Origin of the sequence: Paraburkholderia sp. JHI869, from assembly GCF_038900775.1 — a bacterium.
Classification (GTDB): domain Bacteria; phylum Pseudomonadota; class Gammaproteobacteria; order Burkholderiales; family Burkholderiaceae; genus Paraburkholderia.
In genome coordinates this window covers 20,062-46,336 of the sequence record NZ_JAYMSC010000008.1, presented here as the reverse complement: position 1 = coordinate 46,336, position 26,275 = coordinate 20,062, and the positions used below count along the sequence as shown (strand labels likewise).

Genomic DNA, 26,275 nt, shown 5'->3' with positions numbered 1-26,275 from the left:
CTGGACGATATCGATAAACAGAAGCCCGCGCGCGACGCGGGCTCAGGAGACAACGTGAACGATGCCACCGCAGCGATCGACGAGCCGCGTTTGATCAACCGCATGGGCTGGCGGCTGATGCCGCTGCTCGGCGTGCTCTACCTGGTCGCGTATATCGACCGCTCCAACATCGCCTTCGCGAAGCTGCAGATGCTCGGCAGCCTTGGGCTTTCCGAAGTCGCGTACGGGCTGGGCGCATCGCTCTTCTTTATCGGCTATCTGCTGTTCGAGGTGCCGAGCAATGTGCTGCTCCACAAGTACGGTGCGCCGCGCTGGATGGCGCGCATCATGTTCACGTGGGGCGTGGTGACGATTCTGCTCGCCTTCACGCGCAATGCCACGATGTTCTACATCCTGCGCTTCTTGCTGGGGGCCTCCGAAGCCGGGCTTTATCCCGGCGTGATCTATTACCTCACGCTGTGGTTTCCGCAGCGCCACCGCGTGCGCATGCTCGGTTACTTCACGGTGGGCAGCAGCCTCGGCAACATGATCGGCGCGCCCATCTGCGGCTGGCTGCTCGACAAGGGCGGACTCTTCGGCCTGCAAGGCTGGCAACTCGTGTTCGTCGTCACCGGCATTCCATCGGTACTGCTGACGATTGTCGTGCTGTACCTGTTGCCGCAAGCCCCGCAGCAGGCGAAGTTCCTTTCCGAAGGCGAGAAGCGCTGGCTCATGCACACGCTCTCGACCGAGAGCGCGGCCGCGCGCGGCAAGGCGCGCCACGGCTCGGTGCTCAGCGTGCTCACGGAGCCGCGCGTGCTCGGCATGGCGTTCTACTACATGATGCTGTCGATTTCCGTGTACGGCGTGAGCTACTGGCTGCCTACGCTCGTCAAGGGCTTTGGCGTGAGCAACACCACGAACGGGCTGCTCAACATCATTCCCTGGCTGCTGGCGACCATTGTGCTCGCCACGCTGCCTTCGCGGCTTCGCGCGAGCAATCATGCGACCATCGCGATGCTCGTGTCGTCGCTGCTCGGCATGGTGTTCTTCGTTTCGTCGGTGTTTTTGCCGGGCCACGCGCTGCGCTTTGCCGCGCTGTGCCTTGGCGCGCCGTGCATGTATCTGCTGATTCCGTGCTTCTGGACGTTGCCGCCCAAGTTCCTGTACGGCGCACGCGCCGCGGCGGGCATTGCGGCGATCAATTCGCTCGGCAATATCGGCGGGTTCATCGCGCAGAATCTCGTGCCTTTCGTGAAGCAGGCAACGGGCAGCACCCGCATGCCCATGCTCGTGCCTGCCGCGTGCATGGTGATCTTCGCGATCGTCACGGCCATGATCCTGCGCCGTGGAGATCGCACGGCGCAGACGGTTGACGGCACGCCCTTGCCGAACAACGCACGCTAGCCTGCGAGGCGCATTCGCTACAATAGCCGCGCCTTGCCCACACCCGTTCACGTTCATGTCGACCATCAAACCCGCTCCGAGCATCGAACACGCGGACGCCACCGTGCGCACGAAGCGCACGCGCGGCGGCCCCAAGGGCCTGCGTATCACCGACGTCGCGGCGCAAGCGGGCGTCTCGCCCATCACGGTTTCGCGCGTGTTCAACAATCCGGAGTCGGTCGCGCCGGAAACGCTCGAGCGCGTGCGTCAGGTCGTGCAGAAACTGGGTTATGTGCCCAACCGGCTAGCGGGTGGTTTGTCGTCGGCGCGCTCACGCCTCATCGCGGCCATCGTGCCGACGGTTTCTCACTCGCTGTTCTCGGAAACCATCCAGGTGTTCAGCGAAACGATGTCGCGCGCGGGCTACGAGGTGCTGCTCGCATTGAGCGGCTATAGCGCGTCGAACGAAGAGAGCCTGCTCGATACGGTATTGAGCCGCCGTCCCGAAGGCGTGCTGCTCACGGGTGTCGCGCATACCGATTCGCTGCGCGAGCGCCTGAAGAACGTCGGCATTCCCGTGGTCGAAACGTGGGACATGACCGATACGCCGATCGACATGCTGGTGGGTTTTTCGCACTACCAGATCGGCGCGGCGGTGGCGGCGCATTTTCTCGCGCGCGGCGCACGCCGTCCCGCGCTGATCTCCGCCAACGACGCGCGCGCGCTCGCGCGGCGCGCCGGCTTTCGCGATCGGCTTGCGCAAGCAGGCATCGAAGACGTGCCCGAAGAACAGGTCGCGCCGCCGAGTTCGGTCGCGCACGGCAAGCGCGCGCTGCCCGAACTGCTCGCGCGCGCGCCAGAGATCGACGCCGTGTTTTGCGGCTCGGATCTGCTCGCCATCGGTGCGCTCGGGGCTGCTCGACAGATGGGCGTCCAGGTGCCCTCGCAACTGGCGATTTGCGGCTTCGGCGATCTGGAGTTTGCAACCGAAACTACGCCGCAGCTAACGACGGTGCGCGTGGAAGGTACGCGCATCGGCGTGAACGCCGCACGCTTTCTGCTCGACCGCCTGAGCGGCGAAGTGCGCGTGACCGAGTCTCGCGCGCTCGACGTGGGGTTCACGATCGTGGCGCGCGAGTCGGCTTGAGTCGCTTCGTGTCGCTCTCAGGCTGCAGCTACGCTTTCCAGCGTTTGCTCAGGCCCGCTGCGCGGACTCGCAATGTCAAAGTGGCTTGCCAGCATATCGACCACGTTGTCGGCCATGCCCCTGCGTGTTTCTTCGGTAGCCGAACCAATATGCGGCGTGAGCACGACGCGCGGGTTGTCGATCAGCGCTTGCGGCACGTGCGGCTCGTGCTCGAACACGTCGAGCGCCGCGCCTGCGATTCGTTGCTCATCGAGCGCGGCGATCAGCGCCTTTTCATCCACCACGGGGCCGCGCGCAATGTTGATGAGGAAGCCTTGCGGGCCGAGCGCGTCGATCACGGCCGCATTCACCAGATAATGCGTTTGCGGCGTGAGCGGGCAGGTGAGGATCAGCATGTCGCTATCGGCTGCGAGACGCATAACGTCGTCGTAGTACGGCAGATCGACGTTCTTGCGGTTCGGCCCGTAGTACGCGACTTGCGAGCCGAACGCCTTCAGCCGCTTCGCGATTGCCGCGCCGATCATGCCGAGCCCGACAATGCCGACCTTCATGCGCGAAATCGAACGGCCCAGCGGCAGCGCGCCGTGCGCGGGCCACTTGCCGGAGCGCACATACGCGTCTGCCTGCACGATGTCGCGCGTGAGCGCGAGCGCAAGTCCAATAGCCGTGTTCGCGACATCTTCGGCCAGCACGTGCGACGCGTTCTCGATGCGGATGCCGCGCGCCTGCGCGCTTTTCACGTCGAGGTTGTCGAGGCCGGCGCTATAGCTCGCGATGATCTCCAGCGCGGGCAGGGCGTCGAGAAACGCCGCGTCGATCTTCGTCTTGCGCAGCGCGATGCCGCGAATGGATGCGCCATGCTTCGCGAGGAATGCGGCGGCTTCATCCGGTTCCTCCGGCAGATCGAGCATCGTGAAGAGCGACGCGAGTTCCGCCTGAGTGCGTTCCGGCAATTCGGCTGCGTTGAGAATGATGGGTTTTGCCATGATGAATCGATGAATCCTTGCTTCGTTTAATGCGTGGGCTCGCGCGCTTAGTTGACTGTCAGCTGACTTTCACGCGCTCGATGCGCCCCATGAACACGAGATAAACCAGCGCCGCAACCACGCAGTGTGCCGCGACAAAATAAAGACCTGCCGTGTAGCCGCCCGTTGCCTGCACGATATAGCCGAACACGATAGGCGTGACGATACCGCCAATATTGCCGATGCAGTTGAAAATCGCGCCGGCGAGTCCCACGGCTTCGCGCGGCGCGGTATCGCACGCAATGGCCCACGTGCCCGCGCCGGCGGCGGCGCCTTTTCCGAAGAACGCGAGCGTCATCAACAGGACGATCACGGTGTTGCTCTCGGTGAACGCCGAGAACACGATGCAGCAGCCCACCGCCATGCCGACGATATACGGCGTCTTGCGCGCCCACGAAACGCTCCAGCCATGCCGGATCAGCGAGTCGGAGATCGCACCGCCCGCAATGCCGCCGACAAAGCCAGCGATAGCGGGCAGCATCGTCGCGAGGCCGGCCTGCATGACGTTCATGGCGCGCGCCTGCACGAGGTAGATCGGAAACCACGTGATGAAGAAGTAGCTCAGCGCGATAACGCAATACTGGCCGATATACGAGCACCAGAGCATGCGGTTGCCCAGCAGCATGCGCAACGCCTTGCCGGACACGGCGGGGCGCGACAGGCGCTCGAGTTTCGAGTCGATGTCGATCATCGCGCCGCCCGCGACGAGGTGGTCGAGTTCGGCGGGCGACACGCGCGGGTGCTTGCGCGGCTCGTGCATCACGCGCATCCAGACTCCGGCGGAGGCAATGCCGATCAGGCCGAGCGCGAAGAACGGCGCGGGCCAGCCGAACTTGCCGGTGAGCCAGCCCGCGAACGGCGAGAAGATCGCGACGGCGAAATACGATGCGGACGCAAACAACGACGTGGCGAAGCCGCGCTCTTCCTTCGGGAACCACATGACCGTCACGCGGCTATTGGCGGGGAAGCTCGGCGCTTCGATCAACCCGAGCGCGAAGCGCAGGGCGAACAGGAGGCCGAGCGCCACAGACAAGTCGGAAGTCACTTTGCCCACGAAGCCGACGAGTATCGTCGCGAGCGACCACAGGATCAGCGTGGCGGCGTACATGACTTTCGTGCCGACGCGGTCGAGCAGCAGGCCGCCGGGAATCTGCCCGACCACATAGGCCCAGCTGAACGCCGAGAGCACGTAGCCGAGCTGGATAGGGTTGAGCCCGAATGCCTTCGCGATCCCTGGCCCGGCAATCGAGAGGATCGCGCGGTCTGCGTAGGCGACCGTCGCGAGCAGCAGGATGGCGGCCAGAATCGTGTATCGCGTGCGGGTGGTGCTCGTGGCTTCGGTGGCGGCGTAGCCGGCGGTCCTCTGCGTTGACATCGATGTCTCCAGTCCCGCGCTCGAGGCCGCGGGTATCATTATCGATCCGTACCCGCAAGCATCGTCTCCATGCCCGGGGCAGATTGACTGTATTTGACGCACCCCGCTAATACGCGTCAACCTTGATTAAGACAATCAACCTGAATATTCGTGGATAACTAGTGGAAATCTGGATGACACAGGAGGAGGCGTGCGATGCGCTGGGCGTGCGCAAGCAGACGTTGTATGCGTATGTGAGCCGCGGGCGCATCGAAGTCCGCTGGGACCCGGAGCACGCAAGCCGCAAGCTGTACCGCGGCTCGGACGTTGCGGCGCTCAGGAAGAAGCGCGATCTTGGCCGCGCCCACAAGAGCATCGCGGCAAGCACGATGGCGTGGGGCGAGCCCATCATCAACACGCGCATTTCCACGATCGCGCGAGGTCGGCTGTACTACCGCGGGCACGACGCGGTCGAACTTGCGAGCGAGGCGACGCTCGAAGCAGTCGCCCAATGTCTATGGGAAACGCAAGCTGCGCCGGTCTTTCCCACCTGCCACGACGACGTGAGCGTTCCCGAGGGCGCGCCGCCGCGTGCGCGGGTGTACGCGTCGATCGCGCTTGCCGCGGCGCAACCGCGTACGAGCGGCGCGCTCGACGCAGCACGGTTGAACGAGGAGGCGGCGCGCCTCGTGGGCCGCTTCGCGAGCGCCTTCATCGGGCCGGACGATCTCGGCCGCTTCGGCGAAAGCGGCGCGCTGCATTTGCGCCTTGCGCGTGCCTGGCGGTGCGAAGCGCAGGCGGACTTGCTGCGGCGTGCGCTCGCGTTGCTGGCGGACCAGGAACTGACGACGTCGGCGTTTGCGGCGCGCGTGGCGGCATCCACGGGGGCGTCGCTCGGCTCCTGCATGCTGGCGGGCCTGGCCGCGTTCGCGGGCCCCTTGCACGGCGACGCCGCATTACGCGTGCAGGCGCTGCTCGGTGAGGTGCGCGATGCGGGCGTGGCGGCGGCGGTCGAGCGCTGGCTGAAGTCGAACGGGCCGCTGCCGGGTTTCGGACACGAACTTTACCCGCAAGGCGACCCGCGCGCGGCGGACCTGCTCGCGGCGTTCGACGCGCCGGACGACGTGCGTGCGCTGATTGATCACGTTCACGCATCGCTCGGTCTCGCGCCGACGATCGACATCGCGCTCACCGCGCTTTCCAGCTATTGCCGTTTGCCAGAAGACGCCGTGTTCGCGATATTCGCCATTGGGCGCAGCGTGGGCTGGATGGCGCACGCCATCGAGCAGATGACCAGCGGCACGCTGCTGCGGCCGCGGGCCAACTATATCGGCCCTTCCGGCGCTGACACCGGGAATCATCAGGAGTATTGAGGGATGGCCCCAGCCGCGCCCATGCCCGACGCGGCCGTGAACGTTCGGCACTCAGTGACCCAGACCGCTCGCCGCGATCTGCCGCTCGACGAACTGCGCGAACAGCGTATGCGTGTGCGTGGTCGGATGAAGGTCGTCGGCGAACATATAGGTCTGGTCGGCGTTGGCCGCGACGTAGGTGGCGGGCGAGCAGAGCAGCGAGGTGTTATCCGGCGTTTTCGACGGGTCGCACGCCTGGGCCGTGTTGGACACGGTAAAGCCGCTTGCCTGGAAGTTCGCCACGAGCTGCGTGATCCACGTGTATGAATCGATCTGGATGACCTTGCCTTGCAGCCCATTCGTCTGCAACGCGCCGTTCAAGGTCGAGTTGAAGAGCTGCGAGAGCTGGGTCAGATTCGCGCCGCCGTCGGCTGAGGCGATGCCCTTGGGCGAGAGCCCGACGTTCGGCACGTTGATCACCACGACATGCGTGGCGCCGGCCGCCACGATCTGCCCGACAACTTGAGCAAGCGTCGTGGCGGCAGCCTGCACGACCGTATTGGCGGTAGGCGGGTTGCCCGCGCGCAGCACGTCGTTCGCGCCTGCCCAGACCAGCACGAGCTGGCCGGAGTTGAAGGTGCCGTGAGCGGAGAGATAGCTCGAAACCTGCGTGTTGACCGGCATCTCGATGTTGCCGATTACGTCCGAGAGGAAGTCGTACTGGTTGGCCGGCGTGGCGACCGTCGAGCCGCCCTCCGCGTAGCCGAAGCCCCCTTGCGCGCTCAGCTTGTGATCGAGGCCGACGGTGTACGCGGCGCTCAGGGTGTCCCCATAATATTGCGCGACGTCCTGGGACCAGACCTGGCCGGGATTGGTCGTGAACCGGCCGCCGCCCACGGCGCTCGCCAGCGGCGCGTAGGTTCCGACGTCGGAAAGACTGTCGCCGAACGAGACGATCTGCAGTTTGACGCCGCCCGCCGGCGTGCTCGTGGTGCTGCTCGAGCCACCGCCGCCACCGCCTCCGCCACCGCCTCCGCAGGCCGCGAGCAAGAAAATCAGTCCGGCGGAAATTGCCACCCGAATCCGGTAATCGATCGTTGCCATTGTGCCCCCCTTACCGCTCGACGCGGTTGCGCCCGCGACCGGATAGGGCGGGCCTTAGTGGGCTAGCAAAAAGGATGCGCGCAGCCTACAAATAGCTGACTTGGCTTGAGGGGGGCGTTAGAGCACCAGCATTTCGAGCCGGTTGCCGCCCAGCGCTTTCGCACTGTAGAGCGCCGTGTCGGCGGCGGCCAGCAGGTCGGAGAGCGTGGACGCCTCATACCCATGCTGTGCGAGGCCGATGCTCACCGTGGCGCGTATGTCGACGTGCGTCACGGTCTGGGCGAAATGCCTGGCGATCGCTTCGCCCACCGCTTTGGCACGCAGGCGGTCATGGCCCGGGAGCAGGGCGGCAAATTCTTCACCGCCTATGCGCGCGAGGATCATGTCGGGTCCCATCGCGTTACGGGCAATATCCGCAAAGGTTTTGAGGACTTCGTCGCCGGTCTTGTGGCCGTAGCGGTCGTTGATGGTCTTGAAGTGGTCGAGATCGAAGGCGAGAAGCGAAACGGGCTGACGCCCCCCGATGTCGCTCATCACACGCTCGCCTTCTTCGAAGAACCAGCGGCGGTTGCCAAGGTGCGTGAGGTAATCGGTTTGGGATTCGCGCAGGAGCTGCCCGTGGGTTTCCTCGCGAATCAGCTTGAGCAAGGCCATGGGCAGCACGATCGAATACAGCACGCCTTCATACATCGTGATCTTGCTGACGAGCGCGACGAAACCGTCTCCATAGCGGCTCCCCAAAAACGGCAGCACGAACGTTCTAAACAGGTAAAAGAGCGCGTGGAATCCCGTGACGAACGTCGCGACGTGGCGCGATTGCACCGATTGAACGCCTTTCATGCCATCGCCGCGCAGCAGTTCGAGCGAGGTCATGGCGCTCACCAGCGCAATGGGAAACGCGCTTGCGTAGTACCACATGTCGGCGGGATGCCGCGCGCCCCATGTGGCCCATGTCAGCGCGATGACAACGAGCAGGACGATCGAAGCCGCCCGGTATTTCCGGGCGTTCAACGTCGCTACGCCATGCAGCACCAGCAGATAGCCGGCCATGATGACGAGGTTGCTCAGCGCGGCGCCCCATACGCCGGGCAGATCGGCGCGCACGAGCACCGCGGCGCAGCCGGTTGCGAGGGTGGCGTATCCCGCGGCCAGTATCCGCAAGGCCTTGCTGCGCGCGGGATGCGTTCGATGTTCCCAGAGCGTGATCAGGGAGCTGGCTAGCAGGGTCCCGATCAGGAGAAAGTAGATGGTAAGTAGATCGACGTGCATCGCTGGCGTGAGGCTTCTACGCCGGTACATCGCGGCGAACGGCGCATTTTACGCCGAAACTTAATACTGCGATGCACGTTCCCCAATTGTCGCCAGCGTGAGCGCGGTGTGCCCGTGCGGCTTCATGCGTCGCGCCCGGCCTCGATGCGTTCCGTATCGAGCCCGAACCGGTCGAGCGCGCGGCTCACCGAATGATCGACCATTTCCTGCAGGCTCGCGGGCTTCGCGTGAGAGGCTCGACTCGTACCCGCGCGTGAGTTCGGCCGCGCGGGAGATCACGAGATGCGTCTCGACCTCCATCTCGCGCAAGAGGCGCAGCGTGCGCTCCGCATAGATGAAACCGGTGGCGCCCGTCACGCCGACGATCAGCCGCTTGCGGCCATTCAAGGCGCGCTTACTCATGATCGTCTCCGAACAGCGTGGGGGCGAATGGCCGCGGATCCACCTCCTTGAACTTCGCCCGCACGAATTCGTCGCGCATGGCCCACATCACGTCGTCGGTGTCGAAGGGATCGACGTCGGCGTCCACGAGGATCGCGTGCTTGAGTTCCGAATACACGCCGAGCGCGATGATCGCTGCCTGCCGCGCGCGGCCGTCGTCGAAGGCCGACTGCTTGTTGACCTGCAGCACCGCGAGCAGCTTGCCGCCGCCGGCCGTGTGCGCGTACACCTGGCTCACGAATAATCCTGCATCGCAAGCCAATGCCGAATCATCCGCGCCTGATCCGCATCGAGCGACTTGAGCACCTGCTCGGCAGGCTCATGCCGCAGCGCTTCAACCACAGGCGCGAGCGAAGCATCGCAAAGATGCCAGATGCCGAGCGGCTGGTCCGGGCTCGCGACAACATCCGCTTCGGCAATCATGCCGCCATCGATCACGGGCGCACGCCCCACGTTCAGTTCGTTGAAATCGGCGCTCACATGAGCGGGCCGGTCGTCGGGCCACGCGCCCCGCGTTTGCCAGAACGGCTGCGTGCTCCAGCGCTGTTCGAGCGCATAGACATCGCGACCGGTGCGCGCAAAACGCATGAACAACTGTTCGATACGCTGCTGGTGAAAACGCAGCGCGAGTGGCGCGCGCTCGGGCCGCGCGAGCAAAGTGTGGATCACCGCGGGCGCTTGCAGCGCAGAGGTGAGCGACTGGAACACGCCATGGCCCGCAAGCGGATCGACGGCCATCGCGGCGTCGCCCACGCGCAGCCAGTTGTGGCCGCCGGTGCGGCCGCACAGTGTGGCGGTGCTGCTGCGTGCGTAGAGACGCGCGTCGTTCGCGGCGTCGCCAGCGAAGAAGTCGCTGGCTAGCGGCGAGTGCCGCATGCGCTCGCAAAACGCGAGCAACTCATCGCGCTGCGGCAGTTCGGGGTTCGTGACGTCGAGCGTCAATTGCCAGTAGCAACGGCCGTCGCCTAGCCGCGCCATCCACGCCCATCCGGCCGGCAGGCTTTCCACCGCGGTGGCGGCCGCGCCCGGGCGGCCCTTCCATACGTTCAGCAGGCTCACGGTTTGCGGACCGCGCGTGGCGTCGCGCAATAGCGGCGCGAGGCGGCCGCGCGCTTCGACAAGAAAGTCAGCGCGCAACGTGAGCGGTCCGTCGGCGGTTTCGATCATGAGGTCGTGACCCGCGGACGAGGACTGCAGCGAGCGCACGTTCGCTTCGATCACGTCGACGCCCGCACTGCATAGATCCTCGCGCAGGGCCGCATCGAACACGCGTCGGTCCACGAGGAATTCGGCGTCGAGCGTTTGCAGCGCGCCGTTCCAGAGCGTCGTGCGCACGCAGGGTCCCTCGCCGCAACTGGCTGCGCGATGCAGGCCCGCGCGGCGCAGCGCTTCGATCACGCGTACCGACAAAGTTTCGGCAGCGTCGAAGCGGCGCCAGTCGCTCACCACCTGCACGCGATAACCGAGCCCCGCGAGCGCGCGCGCAACGGCTGCGCCCGCTGGCCCCGCGCCGAGCACGACGATGCTGGCGGCATTCATGACCCACGCACTCGCGAATGTACACACGCGAACCTGCTCGCGAACATGATGTGCGTGGTGGCATGAAGGGGAGGAAAGTATCCGTGCATGCTGTCCCCCGTGGAATCATGGCGCATCGCTACGCGACCCCTGCGCTGCGCTTGCATTGAGTGAGAACTAATCTGGCATAGATGCCGCGATAAAGCTATCCGGTCAAAGGAGGATTTCGGTAGCGGAAATCCCGCATTCCCATGCGCAATGCGTATGAACGATCGTGCGCTGTAATTGCTTTGCGAATAGGCAATGCGTACCGGGTAGCGGCGTACATCGATCGTCTGTATTCCTCACAAGGATGCGTCGATGCAGCGAGGCAAAGCGGGGACAGGCCGCGATATTGCTAGCGAGGCGAAGCGGCAGACAGGTTCGCAGGAACGCCATCCTGCCATTCGCTCCAATGCGCAACGATGGTCTGCACGAGCGGATGGCCCGCGCGATAGAGGTTTTCCAACGCGGGGGCGAAGCCGCCCTGGCTCGCATAGTTCAGCAGATTCGCCGCATTCGATTCGCCCGCATACGGACGATCGAAGTCCGAGCCCGCGCGCAGCACCGCCACGCGGTCGAGGTCCACGCGTTGCGCACGCGCCGCACGGCTGAGCGCTTCGAACGTGGCGTTGTCCTCCTGCTGCGTCATGCAGTACACACCTTGTCCACCTGTCAGTTGGCGCGTGAACTCGCTGGCCCGCGCGCCGAGCGCCTTGCCCGACCACCAGGTATCGTCGGCGACCGAATCGCAGCGGATCACCGTGGGCGGGCGTTTCGCGCTTGGGTAAGCATATTTCGCGCGCGCGGCCTGGGCCTGTGCGCTATCGGCGAGCGTCACGTCGTGCGAGATCGCCCAGGCGGCTTCGGTGAGCCTCGGGTTCAGGCGGAATACCTCGGTGCGATAGTCGAGCGCTGGCTTTTCGTTCGGGCCTTTTGTATTGATGCCGAGATAGCCGGTGCGCCAATCGCGCGGGCGGCCATCGCCGTCGATTTCCCACTGCAGGCCGAAATCGACGAGCCAGTCCGACCAGGCCGCCGAGCCGATCGTGCCATGCTCGGGGTTCACGCCCGCAATGCCCGCGATGAGAAAGTAAGTCTTGCGCAGGTCGAACTGCGGCGCGAAGGCGAGGGCCATGGTCGAGGCGGCGGCGTTCGCGTGGCCCATGCCGGTCGTCATCACGCAGACGTCGTCGGCGTTGCATTGCACGTTGGGGTAGTCGGGCGAGAGGCCCGCGATCGTCACGGACTCCCAGGGACCGAGGCGTTCGAGCCACGTCTTCGCTTCGGGCGCAAACATGGTCACGATCATGACTTTCACGGCACGGCCGTGTGCGCTTGCGCCTGCCTGCACGAAGGCCGCAGGCTGCGCAGAAAGCGCTCCTGTGTCCTGTTGTGCGCCTTGTTGAGTGGAAGGGGGCAACGAAGCGCAGCCAGCGAGCGCTAGCGCGGCGCAGTGGAACGTTAGGCGGCTTCGCATTGTGCGGCTCCTTTTCGTTGTACGCGTAACGCGCGGCACGATTGATCGGGCGAATGGTCAGGTGAATACGCTCGACTATGACAGTTTTGCGAAAGCATGGTGCCTCGCCCGGCGTCGTTGCGTGCCACGCAAAGCGCATTTTTGCGCGCAGTTCCTATACTTCGACTAGTGCGCCCCCAACAGGGGCAGCCTCGCCAACGAAGCGAATGCGAAGCGAAAAGGCCGCGCGGCCCCCCGGCCCCGCAGCCACCAGGAGGGAGACATGGGACAATCCGCATCTGCGGCGCACGCGCACGATCGCCTTGGCGACTCCGGCCCGCATCGCCCGGCGCTTCCCGCGCTCGCGCTCGCCGCACTCGGCGTGGTCTACGGCGACATCGGCACGAGCCCGCTCTACACGCTCGCCACTGTGTTCGATCCCAGCAACGGGCTCGCGGTCAATGCTTTCAATATCGTCGGCATCGTCTCGCTGATCTTCTGGTCGCTCATGATCGTCGTTTCGCTCAAGTACGTGGCGCTCATCCTGCGCGCGAACAATCACGGCGAGGGCGGCATCATGGCGCTGCTCGCGCTCGCGGCTTCCTCGGTTGCGTCGAAGCCGCATCTGCGCAACACCCTGCTCGTGATCGGCGTGATGGGCGCGGCGCTCTTTTTCGGCGACAGCGTGATCACGCCGGCCATTTCCGTGCTGAGCGCAGTGGAAGGCCTCGAAGTGGCCGAGCCCGCGCTGAAGACCTATGTGATTCCGGTGACGCTCACAGCGCTCATCGTGCTGTTCCTCACGCAAAAGCATGGCACCGGGGGCATCGGCGCCGTGTTCGGTCCGGTGATGGTGCTGTGGTTCGTCGTGATCGGCGGGGTGGGGCTGATCAACATCGCCGATGCGCCGGCCGTGCTGTTCGCGCTCGATCCGCGCGAGGGCATCGCGTTCTGCCTGCATCACCGCTGGCTCGCCTTCGTCGCGCTGGGCGCAGTCGTGCTCTCGCTCACGGGCGCCGAGGCGCTCTATGCCGACATGGGGCACTTCGGCAAGCAGCCTATTCGCCTCACGTGGTTCGGCATCGTGTTTCCCGCGCTTGCGCTCAATTACCTCGGGCAGGGTGCGCTGCTGCTGGCGAACCCAGGCGCTGTGCAAAGTCCGTTCTATCGGCTCTTTCCGCAATGGTCCATTCTGCCGATGATCGTGCTCGCGACCATCGCCACCGTCATCGCCTCGCAGGCCGTTATTTCGGGCACCTATTCGATGGCGATGCAGGCCATGCAGTTGTCTTTCCTCCCGCGCATGAACATCGTGCACACGTCGGAGCGCGAGATCGGGCAGATCTACGTGCCCGGCATCAACTGGATCCTGCTCGTCTCTGTGGTCGCGGCGGTACTCGGCTTCCGTTCATCCACGGCGCTCGGCTCCGCTTATGGCATTGCCGTGACCGGTACGATGCTCATCACGACATTCCTCACGTTCTTCGTGGTGCGCTATGCGTGGCACTACAACTGGGCGTTGTGCATCTTCGCCACGGCGTTCTTCTTCTTGATCGACGCCATGTTCTTCTCGGCCAACCTGCTCAAGATCGTGGACGGCGGGTGGTTCCCGCTCGTGATCGGCGGACTGATGTTCACGGTCATGGCGACCTGGGGAAAGGGCTGGGAAATGATGGCAGTCGAGGCGCGCACGCGCGCCGGCAAGAAGCCCCTCAAGCCCTATCTCGCGGCGCTGCTCGAGAGCAACCCCGTGCGCGTGGGCGGCACGGCGATCTTCCTCACGCCGAACGCCGACGCCGTACCGCACGCGCTCGTCAACAATCTGCGGCACAACCGGGTGTTGCACGAACGCGTAGTATTCCTGAGCGTGAAGACGAAGGATGTGCCATGGGTGGCCGAGAGCGAGCGCGTGAAGGTCGAACTGCTCTGCCCAGGCTGTTACTGCGTCATCGTCAATTACGGATTCAAGGACGAGGTGGACTTGCCATGCACGCTTGCCGCCTACAAGTCCGCGGAGTTGACGTTCGATCTCGACGAGACGTCGTGGTTCTTGAGCCGCGCCGTGGTGGTGCCGAAGCGCGGCCATGGCATGGCGATCTGGCGCGAGCGCCTTTTCGCGGTGATGCTGCACAACGTCGGGAATATCGCCGCGTTCTTCAAGCTGCCTGCCAATCGCGTGATCGAGGTCGGCGCGCGCGTCGAGATATAGCAGCGTTTCGAGCGCTTGACGCGGTCCAGGGCGTTTCCATCTGGTCGTGGTCAGGCGTAGGATGATCGGATCAGTCGTCATGTAGTAGCAAGCGGTCAGCCACATGACCGAAGGAGAGCCATCATGCGACGCCTCTATTTCCTCGCTCCCGACACCACCACCGCGCAGGCGATCGTCGACGATCTGCTGCGCGCCCGCATCACGTGGCGTCATATTCACGTGCTCGCCAATCACAGCGTGGGGCTCGAACGCTTGCCCGAGGCCTCGCTGTTGCAGCGCAGCGACGTCGTGCATGCGCTGGAGCGCGGCGTGATGTTCGGCGCTGCGACCGGCGCAATCGTCGGTCTCGTGGCGCTGGTGTTTCCGCTCTCGAACTTCGATATCACGGGCGGGGTGGTCGTCGCGCTGACTCTGGCGGGAGCGATATTCGGCGCGTGGGCGGCCGGCATGATCGGCGTGGACGAACCGAACACGCTGCTCACGCGTTTTCGCGGGCCGATCGAGGACGGTCAACTGCTGGTCATGGCCGACGTGCCCGGCTCGCGCGAAGCGGAGATCGAGGAGAACATCGCGCAGCATGTTCCGCGTGCCGACGTGGAAGGCGCGGAAGCGACGTCGCCGATCTTTCCCTGAATGCACTGGTGCATTGGCGCGAAGCGTGGCGGAGGGGCAGGCCTGAGCGTGTGCGCACGCCTGCCGTCGCGCCCCATTTCTCTGCCGCGATGCGCCTTTTGAGGGCGGCAACGCTCGACCTCTGGCCGCCGAGGTAGAGCCGCGCCGCCCGCGCCCATAGCCCGCGGCGCCGGCCCACCGCCAAAGCCTCGCGCCCCGCCCCGCGCACGCCATTCCCCCGCCAAATCCCGCTTTTCGACCGGCTTGCGCCCGCGACAAGGCAAAATACGGGTTTTGAGCCCGCGCCGGGCTCGAGTTTCCCCTGCCGGCCGCCTCCTTCCAGGCATCGATCGGGCCTCGTTGCGAGCCCGGCAGGTCGGCTCGCCTTGTCTGCGAGCCCTCAAGCGCTATTGGAGTCGTCTACATGCCCGAATCGAATCTGTCTTTCTTCGGCCGCCTTTCGGTCGCGCTGGGATCGTTCTTCGCGATCCTCGGCGACGGCGAGCTTGCCGCCAACGTGCGCCGTCTGCGTGAGGGCGGGTTTGCGCCCGCCGCCGCCGCGCCCGCGCCCGCCGCGGCTCCGGTCGCGAAGCCGGCACCCGCACCGGCACCCGCACCCACCGTCATCAAGGAAGCCACGCCCGACGCCGCGCTTCAGCTGCTCGGCCTGCTCCAGCGCAACGCGCGCTTCGTCGATTTCGTCGAGGAAGACATTGCCGGTTACGCCGATGCGGATATCGGCGCCGCCGCCCGCATCGTCCACGAAGGCTGCCGCGCCACGCTGCGCGACCACTTCGCCATCCGCCCGGTGCGCAGCGAGTCCGAAGGCTCGCGCGTGACGCTGCCGGCCGGCTTCGACGCCGCCGCCGTGCGCCTCACCGGCAACGTGGTGGGCGAGGCGCCGTTCAGCGGCAGCCTCACGCATCGCGGCTGGCGCGTCGAGGAAGTGAAGCTGCCGCAACTCGTCAAGACGCACGACGCGCGCATCATCGCGCCGGCGGAGGTGGAGCTGTGAGCGATCCGCGATATTCGATTGGCGTCGACCTCGGTACGACGCATTGCGCGCTGTCCTACGTCGACCTCACCGCCAGCGATGGCGAAAAGACCCAGCAGGGCGTGCTGAACGTGACCCAGCTCACGGCGCCAGGCACCCTGGAATCGCCCGATCTGCTGCCGTCGTTTCTCTATTTGCCGCATGCGGGCGAGCTGACGCCGGGCGACCTGACGCTGCCGTGGACCACCACGCGCGAGTACGCCGTGGGGGAACTGGCGCGCAGCCGTGGCGCGGGCACGCCCATTCGCCTCGTTTCGAGCGCGAAGAGCTGGCTGTGCCACCCCGGCGTGGACCGCCGCGCGGCCATTCTGCCGAACGACGCGCCGCCTGAAGTCACGCGCGTGTCGCCGCTCGAAAGCTCGGTGCGCTATCTCACGCACCTGCGCGAGGCGTGGGACCACGCGCACCCCGAGGCGCCGTTCGGCGAACAGGAGATCACCGTCACGATTCCGGCCTCGTTCGACCCAGCCGCACGCGAGTTGACGGCGGAAGCCGCGCAAGCCGCGGGCTACGCCAACATGACGCTGCTGGAAGAGCCGCAAGCGGCCCTCTATAGCTGGATCCAGAAGAGCGGCGGCGCGTGGCGCAAGGAAGTGAAGGTCGGCGACATCATCCTCGTGGTGGACGTGGGCGGCGGCACGACCGACCTTTCGCTGATCGCCGTGGTGGAGCGCGAAGGCAATCTCGAACTGCATCGCGTGGCCGTGGGCGAGCACATTCTGCTCGGCGGCGACAACATGGACCTCGCACTCGCGCACGTGGTCGCGCGCAAGCTCGCGGCGCAGGGCACGCAGGCCGACCCGTGGCAACTGCGTGCGCTGACCTATGCGTGCCGCTCGGCGAAGGAAACGCTGCTGACCGACGCCTCCGTCGATACGGTGCCGATCGTCGTGCCGAGCCGCGGCTCGAAGCTGATCGGCGGGTCGATCCGCACGGAACTCACGCGCGCCGAACTCACGCAGATCATTCTCGAAGGCTTTTTCCCGCAGGTGGACGCCGCCGCGCGCCCCGCCGTACGTACGCGCGTGGGCCTCACGCAGCTTGGTCTGCCGTATGCGCAGGATGCGGGCGTCACGCGCCATCTCGCGGCCTTCCTCGGTCGCCAGGTGCAGGCGCTCGCGGAACTCGAAGGCTTTGGCGCGCCGCCCGCTGGCGCGACTTTCCTGCATCCCACGGCGGTGCTCTTCAACGGCGGCGTGTTCAAGTCGCCGCTGCTCTCGCAACGCGTCCTCGACATCCTGGGCGGCTGGCTCGCGGCTGAAGGCGCCGCGCCCGCGCGACTGCTGGGCGGTGCGGATCTCGACCTCGCCGTGGCGCGCGGCGCGGCCTATTACGGCTACGTAAAGCGCGGCAAGGGCGTGCGCATTCGCGGCGGTACGGCTCGCGCGTACTACGTGGCGGTCGAATCGGCCATGCCCGCGGTGCCGGGCCTGGAGCCGCCGGTGTCGGCACTTTGCGTCGCGCCTTTCGGCATGGAAGAGGGCACCGATGCGGCGCTGCCGCCGCAGGAGTTCGGCCTCGTGGTGGGCGAGCCGGTGCACTTCCGTTTCTTCGGCTCTTCGGTGCGGCGTCAGGATCAGGTCGGCACGATGCTCGACTACTGGTCGCCTGAAGAATTGCAGGAACTGGAGGAAATCCAGGCGACGCTGCCGACCGAAGGCCGCACGCCCGGCGAAGTCGTGCCCGTGAAGCTGCATGCGCGCGTGACGGAAGCGGGCACGCTGGAGCTCGAGGCCATGCCGAGCGGCACGAACGAGCGCTGGAAGGTCGAGTTCGACGTGCGCGGCGGAGCGAGCGACTGAGCCCGATGAAGCAATACGTCGTCGGCATCGACCTGGGGACGAGCAATACGGTCGTGGCCTACGTGGAGGCCGGCGGCGACGCCATCCGCGTGTTCGACGTCGAGCAGCTCACCGGCCTTGGGGAAGTGGGCGCGGAGAAGATGCTGCCTTCCGCGCGTTATCACCCGGCGGCAGGTGAGCTGGCAGCGGGCGATCTGCGTTTGCCGTGGAGCGCGTCCTCGCAAAACGACGACGCCGTAATCGGCCGCCTCGCGCGCACGTTCGGTGCGCAGGTACCGGGCCGGCTGGTGGCGAGCGCGAAAAGCTGGCTCTCGCACGCGGCGGTGGATCGCCTCGCGCCGATCCTGCCGTGGGGCGCGCCCGACGACGTCGCCAAGGTTTCGCCGGTCGCGGCGAGCGCGAGCTATCTCGCGCACGTGCGCGCCGCGTGGAACCATCGTTTCCCGCACGCGCCGCTCGAAGATCAGGACGTGGTGCTCACCGTGCCCGCCTCGTTCGACGACGGCGCGCGCGCACTCACGCTCGAAGCGGCGCGGCTCGCGAAGCTGCCCGCGCTGCGCCTGCTCGAAGAACCGCAGGCCGCGTTTTACGACTGGCTGTACCACCATCGCGCGACGCTCGACGCGGAGCTTGGCGCGTCGCGGCTCGTGCTCGTGTGCGACGTGGGCGGCGGCACGACCGACCTCACGCTCATCAAGGTGCAGTTCGAGAACGGCGAGCCTCAGCTCACGCGCATCGGCGTGGGCAATCACTTGATGCTCGGCGGCGACAACATGGACCTCGCGCTCGCGCATCTGGCCGAGAGCCGCCTTGCGAACGCGCAAACGCGGCTGAGCGCGGCGAGCCTTTCGCAGCTCGTGGAACGCTGCCGCGTGGCGAAGGAGCAGTTGCTCGACGACAGCGCGCCCGAGTCCGTGCCGATCACGCTGCTGGGCGCGGGCGCACGCCTCGTGGGCGGCGCGCGCACCACGCAGCTCGGCCGCGAGGAAGTCGCGCAGATCGTGGTGGACGGCTTCTTCCCGATGGGCGATGCCGGCGACCTGCCGCGCCGCTCGCGCGCGGCGATCGTCGAGTTCGGCTTGCCCTATGCCGCCGATCCGGCCATCACGCGTCATATCGCGGCGTTTTTGCAGCGTTTCGCCGCGCAGTCGCGCGAGGCGTTGGGCGACGCGTTGGCCACGCCCCGCGCAGAAAGCGCCACGCTGCCCATGCCCGACGCGCTGCTGCTCAACGGCGGCGTGTTCCGCGCGCGCGCGCTCGCGCAGCGTCTGGCCGATACGCTCGGCACCTGGCGCGGTGAGCCGCTCAACGTGCTGCAAAACGATCAACCCGACGTGGCCGTCGCGCGCGGAGCGGTTGCCTACGCGCTCGCGCGCGCGGGCAACGCGCCGCGTATTGGCGGCGGCTCACCGCGCAGCTATTTCCTCGTGCTTGACGAAGGCGCGGACGCCGATGCCGCACCGCGCGGCGTATGCGTCCTGCCGCGCGGCACGGAAGAAGGCCACGAGCTGCATCTGGACGACCGCACATTCGCATTGCAGCTTGGCCAGCCGGTGCAGTTCCACCTCGCATCGACGGTGGCCGACACCGCGTGGCAACCCGGCGAGTTAGCCGACCTCGCGGCGGGCGACTTCGTGCGCCTGCCGCCGCTCGCAACGGTGGTGCCCGCGGGCGGCGATGTGAAGGCGGCGCGCGAGCGCGCCGTCAAGCTCACGACCGCGCTGACCGAAGTCGGCACGCTGGAGATGCACTGCATCGCCACCGACGACGCCTCGCAACGCTGGCTGCTCGAATTCGCACTGCGCCGCGCGGAGCACGAGGGCGATGCAGCGGCGGCGAATGGCGAGTCACGCCACGCGAGCCTCGACGACGCCATCGAAGCGATCGAGCGCGTGTTCGGCGCGCGCTCGGCCAAGATCGACGCGAAGGAAGTGAAGCGCCTGCGCGCGCATCTCGAAGAGCGGCTCGGGCCGCGCCAGAACTGGGACGGACCGCTCCTGCGCGAACTGTTCGGCGCGCTCTGGGAACGCGCGGGCAAGCGCCGGCGCTCCGCCGATCACGAGCGCCTGTGGTTGAACCTCGCCGGCTTCAGCTTGCGGCCGGGCTTCGGTTATCCGCTGGACGAATGGCGCGTCGAACAGCTCTGGACGCTCTTCGACGACGGCATCCAGTTCGTCAACGAGGGGCAGGTCTGGTCGGAGTGGTGGACGCTCTGGCGGCGCGCGGCGGGCGGCCTGAACGAGGCGCAGCAGCACGAGGTGCTGGAGGCGATGACCTACCTCGAAGAGGCCGCCGGCTCGAAGCGCCACAAGCTGCCTTTCGACCCCGCGAAGCTCGCCCATGCGGACATGATCCGTCTCTACGCATCGCTCGAACAGATTGCGGCCGAGCGCAAGATCGAGATCGGCGAGCGGCTGTTGCAGCGGCTTCAAAAGCCTTCGGAGAATCATCAGACATGGTGGGCCGTGGGCCGCATCGGCGCGCGCCAGCCGTTCTACGGCAGCGCGCACGGCGTGGTGCCGCCGGAAACAGCGGCGCTTTGGCTCGACGCGATTCTCGCGCTCGACTGGAAAAAGATCGAACCGGCGATGTTCGCCGCCGCGCAAATCGCGCGCATGACGGGCGACCGCTCGCGAGACCTGCCGCCCGAGTTGCGCGAGACCGTGGTGCGCCGCATGGAGTCGGCGAACGCGCCGCCCACGTGGGTGACGATGGTGCGCGAAGTCGTCGCGCTCGATACGGCGGACACGGGCCGGGTGTTCGGCGAGGCGCTGCCGGCGGGGTTGAAGCTGATTACGCCGGGCTAGTTCGCGGCTCGATTCAGGCCGTCCGGCTTCTGCGCGAAGCCCGGCGCGCGTATGATCGAACGCCTGATTCCAACATGAACCACAGCCTGGTTGATCTGCCCATGAATTCTCCTGCCGATGCTTCCTCGCCGCGCGCCTTGCGCGCGCTCTCGCCCATCGAGGCGCGTATCGTCGGCGTGCTGGTCGAAAAGCAGCACACGGTGCCCGACACCTATCCGCTCTCTCTCAATGCGCTCACGCTCGGCTGCAACCAGAAGACGGCGCGCACGCCAGTCATGAACGTGAGCGAAGCCGAAGTGCTCGCCGCCATCGAAGACCTCAAGCTGCTGAGCCTCGTGTTCGAAGGCAGCAGCAGCCGCGTGCCGCGCTTCGAACACAATTTGAACCGCGTGCTCGGCGTGCCGAGCCAGGCCGTGGCGCTGCTCACCGTGTTGCTGCTGCGCGGCGCGCAGACGGGAGCGGAACTGCGCCTGAACTCGTCGCGTCTGCATGGCTTCGCCGATGTCTCGTCGGTCGAAGGCTTCCTGGAAGAACTGGCCGAGCGCGAGCCGCCGCTCGTCGTGAAACTGCCGCGCGCGCCGGGCGAGCGCGAAAGCCGCTGGATGCATCTGCTCTGCGGCGAGGTGAACGCAGCGAGCTTCGTGGCAGCCGGGACCATCGCGCCCGGTGCCCGCGAGGAAGCCGGCGAGAGCGTTTCGCTCGCGGACTTCGAGGCGGTGCGCGCCGAACAGCAGCGCCTCGCTGAAGAAGTCGCGCGCTTGCAGACGCTCGTTACGCGCATGGCCGCCGAACTGGGGATGTCGCTCGACTGAGCGCCGTCGCCTCTCCCGTCGCCCTGTCGCGCCATGGACGCCGCCGCATCCTCCGCCCAGCGCCTGCGCCACGTGCGCGACCTGCCGTGCCCGCGCGGCTTGCCGTTCATCGGCAATCTGCATCAGTTGAACGCGCCCAGGCTGCATCGCGTGCTCGAACAGTGGGCGGCGGAGCTTGGCACGCCGTATCGCTTCCAGATCTGCGGCATGCCGGTCACGGTCTGGAGCGACGCGGAGTTGAGCCAGAGCGTGATGCGCGAGCGTCCGCATCGTTACCGGCGTTATGCGTCGCTCGAACCCGTGCTCGCCGAGATCGGCTGCAACGGCGTGTTCTCGGCGGAGGGCGCGGCGTGGGAGCCGCAGCGCCGGCTCGTCATGCAGGCGCTTTCCATACCGCACATCCGCGCGTTCTATCCCACGCTGCAAGCGATCACGGCGCGTCTCAACGACCGCTGGCAGCGCGCGGCCGAGCGCGGCGACGTGGTCGAAATGACCGACGACCTCAAGCGCTACACCGTGGACGTGACGAGCGCGCTTGCGTTCGGGGAGGACCCGCGCACGCTAGAGCAGGAGCGCGGCGTTATTCAGGAGCAGCTCGCGCAGATTTTCCCGACGCTCATGCATCGCGTGAACGCGCCGTTTCCGTACTGGCGCTATGTGCGTTTGCCGCGCGACCGCCGCACGGACCGAGCGCTCGCCGAAGTGCATCGCACGATACGCGGCATGATGGCGCGCTCGCGCGAGCGCATGCGCGACGAGCCGTCCGACGCGCCGCGTCATCTGCTCGAAGCGATGCTTGCGCTGCGCGATGACCCAGACTCGGAGCCGGGTTCGGAGGTGAGCGACGACATCATCGCTGCCAACGTGCTCACGCTGCTGCTGGCGGGCGAGGACACCACGGCCAATGCGCTGGCGTGGTCGCTCTACTATCTGGCCGCTGACGAGCCATTGCAGCAGCGCCTCGCCGACGAAGCGCACGCGGTGCTGGGCGCACACGCGGTGTGTCCGGACTATGGGCTCGTGAAGGATCTCGACCTGTTCGAAGCGGTGTGCAGCGAAACGCTGCGGTTTCGCCCGGTGGCCGCGATCATGGCGTTCGAGCCCATTGAGAATGTGCAGGTGGGCGGCGTTGCGCTGCCCGCCGGGTCGAAGATGTTCTTCCTCACCCGCCCGCCCATGCTCGACGCGCGCCACTATTCACAGCCCGAGCATTTCGATCCCGACCGTTGGCTGCGTGGTCAGGCGGGTGGCGCTGTGCGGGTGGACGAAGCGCGCGTGCACGATCCGCGCGCGTGGGTGCAGTTCGGCGCGGGGCCGCGCGTGTGTCCGGGGCGGCATTTGGCCGCCATGGAAATGCGTCTCGTGCTTTCGATGCTGATGAACCGCTTCAACGTGAAGCTGGCCGTCGATCCCGCGACGATCGAGGAAATCACCGCATTCGCGATGGTGCCGAACCGCATGCCGGTGCGGCTGGAAATGCGGCCGACGGTTGAGTCGTCTCGACCACAAACGACAGATCAACCGGGCCGTGACTGACGTCTCAACCTTGCGTGATGAAGGTATGCACGTGAGTGTTGAAGAGGTCGGGGTGCGTGCCGTTCATGCCGTGCGTGGCGCCCTTGATCGTGACGCGCCGCGCGAACTCGATCCACTCGTCCAGCGCCTCGACGTTGTTGCGGAACATGAGCGGGCTGCGCTGGCCGTCGATGAGCAGCGTGCGGCACTTGATCTCGCCGGCGGCGCGCGGCGCATAAGGCGGCAGCGGGTCCTGCAACTGCTTGGGCAGCGTCGTGGCGTTGGCGATGGCCATCTGGCGAAACGCCGCCGAGCCCTTTTTCCAGGCGCCCGGCACGCTCACGGAGTCGACGAACAACTCGAGCCCCGCTTCGACATCTCCGGCGTGGATGAGGTCGGCTGCGCGCGTGCGCAGTGCGTTGGTCGCGGGAGGCAGCGCGGCTTCGTCGTCGTCCACGCGCGAGAGCGGGCCGCCCGGGTCGGCGAGCACGAGCGTGCGCACGAGACGCGGATAGCGGCGCGCGAGATGCCACGCCACGCAGCCGCCACGCGAATGGCCCACGAGGTGCACGGATTCGAGGCCGAGCGCGGTAATGAAATCGGCCAGCTCGGTAACGTGGCTCTCCCAGCCGAAATCGCCCTGGATGCAGGCGTCCGCCGCGGGCCAGTAGTGGCTCAGGCTCGGCGCAATGCAGCGGAAATGCTCCGACAGGCCGTTGAGCTGCGGCATCCAGTAGCGGTAATCGCAGAGCGATCCGTGGACGAACAGCAGCGGCTCGCCTTCGCCGCGCTCGAGGAACGGCAGGGCAATGCCCGAGTGCAACGTGGCGTACGACAGGTCGGGCGCAGCAAGTAGGGAGGGATCGATGCGTTGGTTCAAGGAGTGGCTCCGAGCGTATGAGCGTCACTTTGCCGCAAGCGCACAATTAAGGGAAACTCAATAAACTGAAGGAATCGATAAGGTTTTCTGATTCGAAAAAGGGGCGTAACGCGGCGAGCCTTGTCGGGCGGCGTTCTTTCCTTTCGGTCGTGAAAGCAAGTGGGCGCGCGCCAGACCTGCCGACCTGGCGTGCCGCGAGCGAATTGCGGATTGCAGGCGGCGATGCCCGCGTTCGCTGCGGCGGATTTACGCCTTCGCAGCCACGAGATTGGCGTCGCGCGCGAGCAGCCAGCGCCCGTTTGCGTCCTTGCGCACCAGCGTGAGCGTGTAGCCCGCGCGCCGCATGGGTTGGGCTGCGCCTGGCGGCGTGATGGCGATGTCGATGCGGTTCCGCAGAAAGGCCCAGTCCCCCAGCACCTGAAGTTCCACGATCTCAGCCGTGCCTTCTATGCGCATGTCTTGCTGCGCTTGCGAGGCCGCGGCGAATTCTGCCTTGCCGAATGGCTCCTGGCCGGGCACGGTGAATACCACGTCGTCGGTCATCAGGCTCAGCACTTTGGCCGTGTCGCCGGCGCGGCTGGCGTCCATCCATGTTTGCACCAGCTCGCGAATGGCGCGTTCGTCATCGGTCATCGTGGCCTCCGTGGGTCGTTCGCTCCGACGATTGTAGCTTTCCATCTGGTGGAAGCGACTTGCCCGATTTTTCGGGCATTCCCTGACGAGTCAATTGATAAGCCATTATCAATTTCTCGTGACTCGCGAGCAGCCAGGCGGCTCGCACGGGAACGGGGGATTCGAATGGAATCGGTGAGGGAAGCGGCATGGCTTCGCGTACTGGCACGCGGTGGTGCAGCCGCCGGAAGCCCGGCCCACCGCTCGCGGTTGAACGCCGCGCAGCGCCTTAGCCATGTCTCAGAATGCGCTGCGATAGGCGAACAGGCCCGGCAAGCCGCCGGTCATGATGAACAGGACGTTCTCGCCGCGTGCAAGGCGTCCCGAACGCGCGGCTTGAACGAGACCGGCGAACGCCTTGCCGCTGTAGACGGGGTCGAGCAGCAGGCCTTCTTTCGAAGCCACGAGCCGCACGGCCTCGCGCATGGCGTCGGTGGGAATGCCGTAGCCTTCGCCGAGCTGGGCTTCGTCGATCACGATCGACCGGCCTTCAATGCGCCGCGCCGGATCGATCAGTTCGAGCGTCTTGCCGGCTTTTTCAAGCGTTGCGGCATGAGCCTGCTCAGCCTTCGAATAGACGGTGTACGCGAGCACGAGGCCCGGGTCGATACCTAGCGCTGCAAAACCGGCAGCGAGCCCCGCGTGCATGCCGCCGCTGCCGTTGGGCACGACGATGCGCGCGAAGCTCAGTCCTTGTGCCTGGGCCTGCGTCACGATTTCGGCGGCGCACGCCGCATAGCCCAGACACCCCACCGGGCTCGACCCGCCCAGCGGGCAGACGTAGACCTTGCGTCCCTGGGCGCGCAACTCGTCGGCGCGCGCCTGCGCGAACTCGAGTGCATTGGCCGTGCCGGGCAGATCGTGCACGCGTGCGCCGAGCAGGTCGTCGAGCAGGATGTTGCCGTTCTGCAGATATTCGAAGTCGTCGCGCGGCACAGCGCGCGTGAGCACCAGTTCGCACTGCAGGCCCACTTGCGCCGCGGCAGCCGCCGTCAGGCGCGCGTGGTTCGACTGGCGCGCGCCCACGGTGACGATCGTGTCCGCGCCGGCGGCCAGCGCTTCGCCTACCAGGAACTCGAGCTTGCGCAGCTTGTTGCCGCCTCCGCCCAGGCCAGTCAGATCGTCGCGCTTGACATAGACATTCACGCCCCCAAGTTCCTCGCTTAGCCGTGGCAATGGCTGGATCGGCGTGGGTCCTTCCAGCAATGCGCGGCGAGCATGCCGCGAAAGATCGAGCGGGTGTGAGGGCGCGGCGTTCGTCGGGGTAGTCATCGGGGTCTCGCTGTCTCGCAGTTTGGGATCGGGCGTGGCTGGCGGCGTTCGCGCTTGCCAGGCGTCGCATGATAACCAGGGTTATTTTCAAATGATGCGCGACGCCTCAGGGTTCTCACGTCCACGTAATTCCGTATTGCGTCGCAGCAAGGGGGTTCTTAGACTGATTCCTATCCAGGCAATCGTCCGAGACGATATTCCCACCACGGGAGGCTTCACATGAATATTTTTCAATCGCCGAGCCAACCATCGAGTCCGAGGCTGCACGTATTCGAACAGGAAGGCGGCTGGCACTGGGGTATCACCATCGAGCGTTCGGCAGGCGGCGGGTTCAAGGTCATCGCGTACAGCGAGAAGCCATTCCGCGCCGAAAACGAAGCACAATCCGACGGCGATCGCGCCCTCGTCAATCTCGCCGAACTGGTTTGAGCCGCGCGCCGCGCGGCTTCGTATTTTTTCGTCTGCGGCACCTCTCCTCGCATCGTTCCATATTTGCGGCCCGCGCACCTGCGCTGCGCCGGAATCGACGTTTCCTCTCGTTTCCTCTCGTTTGATCGCTTTGTCCGC

The 26,275-nt window shown here is 66.2% G+C and carries 22 protein-coding genes; 11 read left to right on the top strand and 11 right to left on the bottom strand.

The genetic code is table 11. From position 1 onward, the window contains the following. Nucleotides 1-54 precede the first annotated feature (54 nt). Nucleotides 55-1,386, top strand: a complete 1,332-nt coding sequence (locus tag VSR72_RS15795) for an MFS transporter (protein ID WP_342953279.1) — start codon at nt 55-57, stop codon at nt 1,384-1,386. Nucleotides 1,387-1,441: 55 nt separating this feature from the next. Next, a complete protein-coding gene (locus VSR72_RS15790) occupies nt 1,442-2,512 on the top strand; it encodes a LacI family DNA-binding transcriptional regulator (protein ID WP_342953278.1) in 1,071 nt (356 codons plus the stop codon). A 17-nt stretch (nt 2,513-2,529) separates the two neighbouring features. On the opposite strand, the gene VSR72_RS15785 is transcribed toward VSR72_RS15790, so the two are convergent. Beyond that, on the bottom strand, nt 2,530-3,498 hold the full coding sequence (locus tag VSR72_RS15785) for a 2-hydroxyacid dehydrogenase (RefSeq protein ID WP_342953277.1): 969 nt from the start codon (nt 3,496-3,498) through the stop codon (nt 2,530-2,532). Between the two features lie 58 nt (nt 3,499-3,556). Continuing rightward, on the bottom strand, nt 3,557-4,912 hold the full coding sequence (locus VSR72_RS15780) for an MFS transporter (RefSeq protein ID WP_342953276.1): 1,356 nt from the start codon (nt 4,910-4,912) through the stop codon (nt 3,557-3,559). Nucleotides 4,913-5,085: 173 nt separating this feature from the next. Between VSR72_RS15780 and VSR72_RS15775 the strand changes: the two genes are divergently transcribed. Continuing rightward, complete coding sequence (locus tag VSR72_RS15775) at nt 5,086-6,264, top strand: citrate synthase family protein (protein WP_342953275.1); 1,179 nt, start codon at nt 5,086-5,088, stop codon at nt 6,262-6,264. Nucleotides 6,265-6,315: 51 nt separating this feature from the next. On the opposite strand, the gene VSR72_RS15770 is transcribed toward VSR72_RS15775, so the two are convergent. From VSR72_RS15770 to VSR72_RS15745, 6 genes are all read right to left on the bottom strand, one after another. Next, nucleotides 6,316-7,347 (bottom strand): SGNH/GDSL hydrolase family protein, encoded by a 1,032-nt coding sequence (locus VSR72_RS15770; protein WP_342953274.1) that lies wholly within the window; start codon nt 7,345-7,347, stop codon nt 6,316-6,318. Nucleotides 7,348-7,464: 117 nt separating this feature from the next. Next, nucleotides 7,465-8,616, bottom strand: coding sequence for a GGDEF domain-containing protein (locus VSR72_RS15765; RefSeq protein ID WP_342953479.1), 1,152 nt, complete (start codon nt 8,614-8,616; stop codon nt 7,465-7,467). A 60-nt stretch (nt 8,617-8,676) separates the two neighbouring features. Then, nucleotides 8,677-9,018 (bottom strand): flavoprotein, encoded by a 342-nt coding sequence (locus tag VSR72_RS15760; protein WP_342953273.1) that lies wholly within the window; start codon nt 9,016-9,018, stop codon nt 8,677-8,679. Further along, entirely contained in the window at nt 9,011-9,295 is a 285-nt protein-coding gene (locus tag VSR72_RS15755; protein ID WP_342953272.1) for a hypothetical protein, read from the bottom strand. The genes VSR72_RS15760 and VSR72_RS15755 overlap by 8 nt, the downstream gene beginning before the upstream one ends. Beyond that, entirely contained in the window at nt 9,292-10,596 is a 1,305-nt protein-coding gene (locus VSR72_RS15750) for a lycopene cyclase family protein (RefSeq protein WP_342953271.1), read from the bottom strand. Before VSR72_RS15750 ends, VSR72_RS15755 begins: the two co-directional genes overlap by 4 nt. A 376-nt stretch (nt 10,597-10,972) precedes the next feature. Next, a complete protein-coding gene (locus tag VSR72_RS15745) occupies nt 10,973-12,094 on the bottom strand; it encodes a purine nucleoside permease (protein WP_342953270.1) in 1,122 nt (373 codons plus the stop codon). Between the two features lie 262 nt (nt 12,095-12,356). Here VSR72_RS15745 and VSR72_RS15740 point away from each other — a divergent pair, with 262 nt between their 5' ends. The 7 genes from VSR72_RS15740 (at nt 12,357) to VSR72_RS15710 (ending at nt 22,905) form a co-directional block, all read left to right on the top strand. Beyond that, complete coding sequence (locus tag VSR72_RS15740) at nt 12,357-14,282, top strand: potassium transporter Kup (protein ID WP_342953269.1); 1,926 nt, start codon at nt 12,357-12,359, stop codon at nt 14,280-14,282. Between the two features lie 123 nt (nt 14,283-14,405). Then, nucleotides 14,406-14,915, top strand: a complete 510-nt coding sequence (locus VSR72_RS15735) for a DUF1269 domain-containing protein (RefSeq protein WP_342953268.1) — start codon at nt 14,406-14,408, stop codon at nt 14,913-14,915. A 403-nt stretch (nt 14,916-15,318) separates the two neighbouring features. After that, entirely contained in the window at nt 15,319-15,909 is a 591-nt protein-coding gene (locus tag VSR72_RS15730) for a DUF2760 domain-containing protein (RefSeq protein ID WP_342953267.1), read from the top strand. Further along, nucleotides 15,906-17,750, top strand: a complete 1,845-nt coding sequence (locus VSR72_RS15725) for an Hsp70 family protein (protein WP_342953266.1) — start codon at nt 15,906-15,908, stop codon at nt 17,748-17,750. Before VSR72_RS15730 ends, VSR72_RS15725 begins: the two co-directional genes overlap by 4 nt. Before the next feature lie 5 nt (nt 17,751-17,755). Then, on the top strand, nt 17,756-20,557 hold the full coding sequence (locus tag VSR72_RS15720) for an Hsp70 family protein (protein ID WP_342953265.1): 2,802 nt from the start codon (nt 17,756-17,758) through the stop codon (nt 20,555-20,557). 101 nt (nt 20,558-20,658) lie between these two features. Beyond that, a complete protein-coding gene (locus tag VSR72_RS15715) occupies nt 20,659-21,369 on the top strand; it encodes a YceH family protein (protein ID WP_342953478.1) in 711 nt (236 codons plus the stop codon). Between the two features lie 33 nt (nt 21,370-21,402). Beyond that, complete coding sequence (locus VSR72_RS15710) at nt 21,403-22,905, top strand: cytochrome P450 (RefSeq protein WP_342953264.1); 1,503 nt, start codon at nt 21,403-21,405, stop codon at nt 22,903-22,905. A 4-nt stretch (nt 22,906-22,909) separates the two neighbouring features. On the opposite strand, the gene VSR72_RS15705 is transcribed toward VSR72_RS15710, so the two are convergent. From VSR72_RS15705 to VSR72_RS15695, 3 genes are all read right to left on the bottom strand, one after another. Then, a complete protein-coding gene (locus VSR72_RS15705) occupies nt 22,910-23,764 on the bottom strand; it encodes an alpha/beta hydrolase (protein WP_342953263.1) in 855 nt (284 codons plus the stop codon). A 246-nt stretch (nt 23,765-24,010) separates the two neighbouring features. Then, nucleotides 24,011-24,397 carry an SgcJ/EcaC family oxidoreductase gene (locus tag VSR72_RS15700; RefSeq protein ID WP_342953262.1) on the bottom strand — a complete coding sequence of 129 codons (387 nt, stop codon included), beginning with the start codon at nt 24,395-24,397 and terminating at the stop codon, nt 24,011-24,013. A gap of 279 nt (nt 24,398-24,676) precedes the next feature. Further along, a complete protein-coding gene (locus VSR72_RS15695) occupies nt 24,677-25,708 on the bottom strand; it encodes a D-cysteine desulfhydrase family protein (protein WP_342953261.1) in 1,032 nt (343 codons plus the stop codon). A gap of 219 nt (nt 25,709-25,927) precedes the next feature. On the opposite strand from VSR72_RS15695, the gene VSR72_RS15690 reads away from it, so the two are divergent. Further along, on the top strand, nt 25,928-26,137 hold the full coding sequence (locus VSR72_RS15690; protein WP_158762867.1) for a hypothetical protein: 210 nt from the start codon (nt 25,928-25,930) through the stop codon (nt 26,135-26,137). Nucleotides 26,138-26,275: the final 138 nt, after the last annotated feature.